Below are 4,966 nucleotides of genomic sequence, written 5' to 3' on the forward strand. Positions count from 1 at the left end.
GCGGAGAACTGATCGAACATTTCTTCGGTGAAGTGTCCGCTGATTGACGCGGATTCTCCACGCACCGTGCCTCCGACAATGAAAACCTGCACATCGCGCGCGTCCAACAGTTCGGCGGCGATGTTCACCCCGTTGGTAATGACCTGCAGTCCCTGCATCTTCTTCATTTGCCGGGCGATTTCCAGCGTAGTGGTCCCCGAATCCAGGATGATCGTTTCGCCATCGTGGATGAGAGAAACTGCCATAGCGCCGATGCGCCGCTTCTCGTCGGAGTACGCCTTCAGACGTTCGAGGACAGGCGATTCGCGCAGAATCTTATCCGGGAGTACCGCCCCGCCATGCGAGCGCAACACCAACCCGCGCTGATGCAATTCATTCAGATCGTTACGGATTGTGACTGCCGAGGTGTTAAACCGTTTCGTTAGCTGGTTGACTTTTACTCGACCTGCACTGCGCACGATTTGCAGAATCTGCGTCCGCCTCTCCTCGGCCATCATTCCGTCCATTGGCGGCTCTGCTTCAGGCGTCTCCATCGCCGCTTCGCGAGGGATTGTTTCGTCGGACGAATCCAATATCGAGCTACCCTTCGCCATTGTCAACCTCGTCTTCCCTACTATTGCACCGCGGAACCAGTTTAATGCTCAAGGCGAAAGAAAAAGAAGAAAAGTAGAATCATGACGAATGAATAGTGGGCCAAGCTGAAAGCTCTGCTGCAAGATGCTAGCGTCGCCGGCGAAGAATTCCAGGTATGGAACTTGAAGGTTCACTCCGACCGTAGCGCGACAGTGTTCTGCGACGAGGGCAATGGAAGCCCAGTCTACATGCAGGAGATCCCGTGGCTCAACAAAATATGGATATGTCTTCAAATCAAGAAGATGAGAGGTGCGTCCGTTGTGGGTTGATGCCATGTAGAGTTCGTCTTATGTTCCTCCTGTTGAGGCTCTTGCCTGGCTGGGCAATTGGCATCTTTCGCTCACCCCGCGACCTGCTGTTGGAATACCTGGCGCTTCGGCAACAGCCCCCTATCGTGCAACAGCGGCGTCCGCAGCCGCGATTTGCTCTTTCTGAGAAACTGCTCCTGGCAACAATTTCGTCGTAAATATTAGATCACTGCTGTCCGGTTCAATTTAGATTGGCCGCCATCAAGCCTATTGACGCGAGTAGCTTACAGCGGTTCCAGGGTGTCCACGATTTGAATTGTGTGTGGCTCATTTGCGATGCTTTCGGGATTCGACGACCGGGAGTGCCGCATGAACATGGGCAAGACGCTGTTTGCGTAGGTGATGGAGTTTGTTCCGTGGAAGACCTTTGGGCGCATCATTGAACGGCACAAGGGCGATGCGTGTGTTCGTACGCTTGGTTGCGCCGACCTGTTTCGCATCATGGCCTTTTCTCAACTCACCTGGCGCGAGTCGCTGCGCGACATCGAGGTTTGCCTGGATGCCAACCATGCCAAGCTGTTTCACATGGGCATTGCCGGACCGCCGACACGTTCCACACTTTCCGATGCGTTGAACCTGCGCGACTGGCGCATCTACCACGCGCTGGCTCTGCGGCTGATCTCCCATGCAAGGACGTTAGGGTGCTGCGCGTGCTTCAGTTCCTCGAAGAGTTCCTGGGTGAAAAGTCTCCGGGGCCCGAGGCTGGCCGCTTCCATCGACCCCTCGATACCCCGGAGGATGGATTCAAACTCCGCCAGATAGGTCTCATGCTCCTTGCGTGTCCGCTGGATGGCCTTCTTCTGGCTCAGAGTAATTCCACCAAGACTGCGGTTTTGCTGTGTGGAGTGATAGAGCTTCGCGTTGGTGCGTGGATCCCAGATGAAGTACACGTGCAGCCGGTTCTCGAAGTAGAAGCCCCCACTCTCCTTCTGGCGCCACATCCTGAGCCGGTGGGCATCGAGCGCCATCACCTCCGACTGCTCAGTGCGCTGTTCGTGGATGTAACTGGCGAGCAGGTCGCCGAGATGCTCGGATATCTCGTAACGAAACTGAAAGCGCATGCTGACGTCGGGCACGCTGCGAAACAGCGCATCGAGCATCGACTTGGTCTGGTTGCGGTCGCCGTCGGTGGCCTTGTCCTCTGTCACGCCGCGGTAGCACTGGAGCCGTTCCACATGAGTCCTGCCCGCTGCTGCTACTGATAGGGCCAACTGGGTCTTGCCGCTCCCCGCTGGCCCTTCGAGGAGCAGGGGCTTTTGGAGCTTCGAAGCAAGAAAGACAACATGGATCATGACGGGGTCGATGAAGTAACCCGTCGCGGCGAGCTTGCTGGAGAGGTCTTGGAGGGAATCAAATATCTGCCACTCCGCGCGCTTTGGTTGAGATCGCCATTCGGCCTCATCGAACACGGAGACAGCATGAAGTGGTCTCAAAACTCGGTCAAATCGAATTCCGTTTCCCCTCGACGTAGGGACCGGAGGAGAGGGCTGACCTTTCGGCAAAACCAAGGGAAGTCTCACCAAGGTTCCGATCGCTGAGGCTTTGACGAACGAGATCACGGAATATCGAGAGGGATGCAGGAAGAGGGGCAAGGACACGTCTCCGGACGCGTTTATGTTTCCGGGACGTTTTGGCGGACCGATGGATTCGAGCAACTATCGTCATCGCATGCTGCACAAATTGGCCAGAGAACTGGATCTGCCGAAACTGACATTCCAGGTCATCCGCCGCACCATCGCCACGCTTGGCAAGACCAAGGGTCACGTCAAGGACATTCGGGGCATGATGCGGCACTCCAAGGCCTCGACGACAACGGACGTCTACATGCAGTCGCTCGAACCAGAAGTGCGTACGGCCGTCAACTCGATCTATGCGGAGTTGGTTGGTACGGGCACTACCGGACCCGGTCCTGAGCAGCCCGTTACGTCTCGCGCGAATGCTGCAGGATGCGAAGCCGATCACGGAGCTTACACCCAAGCACGCAGTTCAACCATGGAGCCGAAGAATGGTTCAGGAAGAGAGGAAAAAAAGACTGCAGTGCCGTCGCGCGGGAAGATTTTGCAATTTGCGGGCAAAATGCGGGCAAGCGATTTGGAGGGCGACCGCTAAGTTATCGAGTTATTTGGTGGACCTGACCGGGATCGAACCGGTGACCTCTTCCATGCCATAGCCCCTATTAAACGTACTTTCAACAACTTACAGGCCGCTGGGGACTGCCAAACAACGCGGAAATACGCCGAAGGCGGACATTTAACAGGTGATTTTGCAGGCGAAGAATGAACAGGGTTCCTTGGCGTCATCTATGGCGGCAAGGTTGCACTCTTGCCTGGTCAATCCGCGCCGCAGGAGTTCCTGATGCTCGTGCATGGCCTCTCGCACGATGTTGCAAAAGGCCAACCGTCGCGCGGCAGCGGAGAAAACAGTCCGCAAGATAGAGGCCGGGGCGATGGCCTTTGTAGTGGCCCAAGCCATCGGCCTCAGCATAGGCCGGTCACACACCTGCCCGGTTAGAATCGTTCAGTGCGAGATCGGTACGCATATGGTGGCCCGCCTTGCGCTTAGCAGACAAGAGGGGAAGGTTTTTCAAATGAGCGAGATGGCCCTTTTCGAAGAACGGCCGGTGCGCCGGGTCTTTCACAATGAGGAGTGGTGGTTTGTTCTCACCGACATTGTCAGCGCGCTGACGGACTCGCCCGCTCCCTCCGATTACTTGAAGAAGCTGCGCCGCCGCGATCCCTCTCTGGCCGACGTCTTCAAAGGGGGGGGACAATTTGTCCCCCCCCTTGCGCTTCCCTTTGAAACGGAGGGGGGAATACAAAGGCTCCAGTGCTGGAATGTCCCAGGAGTTCTCCGGCTGATCCAGTCCATTCCTTCCCCCAAGGCGGAGCCGTTCAAGCGTTGGCTTGCGAAGGTGGGCTATGAACGCTTGCGGGAGATCGCCGATCCGGCTTTGGCGCTGGAGCGGACCAGGGAGGATTGGCGCAAGCTGGGCCGCAGCGAAAAGTGGATCACCCAACGCATGACCGGGCAGGAGACGCGCAACAAACTGACCGACTACTGGGCCAGTCACGAGGTCAAGCAGGGGCAGGAGTTCGCCATCCTCACCAATATCATTCACGAAGAATGGTCCGGCATCTCGGTCAAACAGCATAAGGATCTGAAAGGGCTTGAAAGCCAGAATCTTCGCGATCACATGAGCGAGGCCGAACTCATCTTCACGGCTCTAGCCGAGCTTTCCACCCGTCAGATTGCGGAGACTGAGGCGGCGGTGGGCTTGCCGGCCAACAAAAAGACCGCCAAGACTGGCGGCGGGATTGCTCATCGCGCCCGGCTCGAACTTGAAAGCAAGACCGGTCGAAAGGTCGTGACCGGCGAGAACTATCTGCCGCCGTCCAAATCGAAAAAGAGCCTCATGGCTTGAAAGAGGCCACGCCCATTCGGCAATTTCAGAGCAGGCTGTCCTGCGGAACGCACGCGCCCCAACGGCGAGGCCTGGGGCGCCCCGCTGTCACACTTTCGCCCTCTCAATTACACGCGATCCTGCGGACTAGTATCTCGATCCCTGTGGTTTTGGCTGGAATGAACGGGTGTGCGTCCGAATCTTCCCGATAGTGAAAATTAGTTCCAACGACTTCGTACTTGCCGCCGCCATAGTTCCGTTCGCCCTCGGTCTCGCCCGGAAGGTAGACGTGATCCCCAACCCTAGGAATCGCCGCGAGTTGTTTGAACGGCACCAGGTTGATGGCGCACTTCTGGTTCACATCGTAGAAGCTCACGCAGTCCTCGCTTATTCCTCTCGGTCGCCGCGCCTCTATGGCTTCCTCTCTCGCCTTCTCCACGTCGACGAAGAGTTGCCTTGTCGAGTAAACGAGTGCCGGAATGCCAACAATTGCGATAATGTCGGCGACGAGGCTGATCGGGTCTGGCCATTGGAAGTTCATTCCAGGCACTTTAGCACCATGTCGGCGCTCAGTCTCGCGTGTCTCATGAATGAGGATGTCCCATCAATGGAAAATCGAGGGCGG

At 56.9% G+C, this 4,966-nt stretch carries 5 protein-coding genes and 2 pseudogenes; 4 read left to right on the forward strand and 3 right to left on the reverse strand.

All coding sequences use genetic code 11. The features are described from left to right. On the reverse strand, nt 1–506 hold a 506-nt coding region (locus VMU57_RS18940), incomplete at its 3' end, for a DeoR/GlpR family DNA-binding transcription regulator (RefSeq protein ID WP_325386292.1). A gap of 204 nt (nt 507–710) precedes the next feature. Between VMU57_RS18940 and VMU57_RS23175 the strand changes: the two genes are divergently transcribed. Then, nucleotides 711–902, forward strand: a complete 192-nt coding sequence (locus VMU57_RS23175; protein WP_414648685.1) for a DUF6876 family protein — start codon at nt 711–713, stop codon at nt 900–902. Nucleotides 903–1,283: 381 nt separating this feature from the next. Continuing rightward, nucleotides 1,284–1,580, forward strand: a pseudogene (locus tag VMU57_RS18945) (DUF4372 domain-containing protein); the annotation flags it as partial. On the opposite strand, the gene VMU57_RS18950 reads toward VMU57_RS18945, so the two are convergent. Further along, the gene (locus tag VMU57_RS18950) at nt 1,535–2,374 is read right to left on the reverse strand and encodes a hypothetical protein (RefSeq protein WP_325386294.1); all 840 of its coding nucleotides are present in this window, start codon (nt 2,372–2,374) and stop codon (nt 1,535–1,537) included. The pseudogene VMU57_RS18945 and the gene VMU57_RS18950 overlap by 46 nt on opposite strands. 76 nt (nt 2,375–2,450) lie before the next feature. Here VMU57_RS18950 and VMU57_RS18955 point away from each other — a divergent pair. Next, nucleotides 2,451–3,050: pseudogene (locus tag VMU57_RS18955) on the forward strand (hypothetical protein); the annotation flags it as partial. Between the two features lie 478 nt (nt 3,051–3,528). After that, nucleotides 3,529–4,362 (forward strand): Bro-N domain-containing protein, encoded by an 834-nt coding sequence (locus VMU57_RS18960; protein ID WP_325386296.1) that lies wholly within the window; start codon nt 3,529–3,531, stop codon nt 4,360–4,362. 103 nt (nt 4,363–4,465) lie between these two features. Here VMU57_RS18960 and VMU57_RS18965 read toward each other — a convergent pair whose 3' ends face one another. Continuing rightward, nucleotides 4,466–4,882: a hypothetical protein gene (locus VMU57_RS18965; protein WP_325386298.1), complete on the reverse strand. Its 417-nt coding sequence runs from the start codon at nt 4,880–4,882 to the stop codon at nt 4,466–4,468. Between the last annotated feature and the right edge of the window lie 84 nt (nt 4,883–4,966).

Source organism: Edaphobacter sp., assembly GCF_035532915.1.
In the GTDB taxonomy this organism is placed as follows: Bacteria; Acidobacteriota; Terriglobia; order Terriglobales; family Acidobacteriaceae; genus Edaphobacter.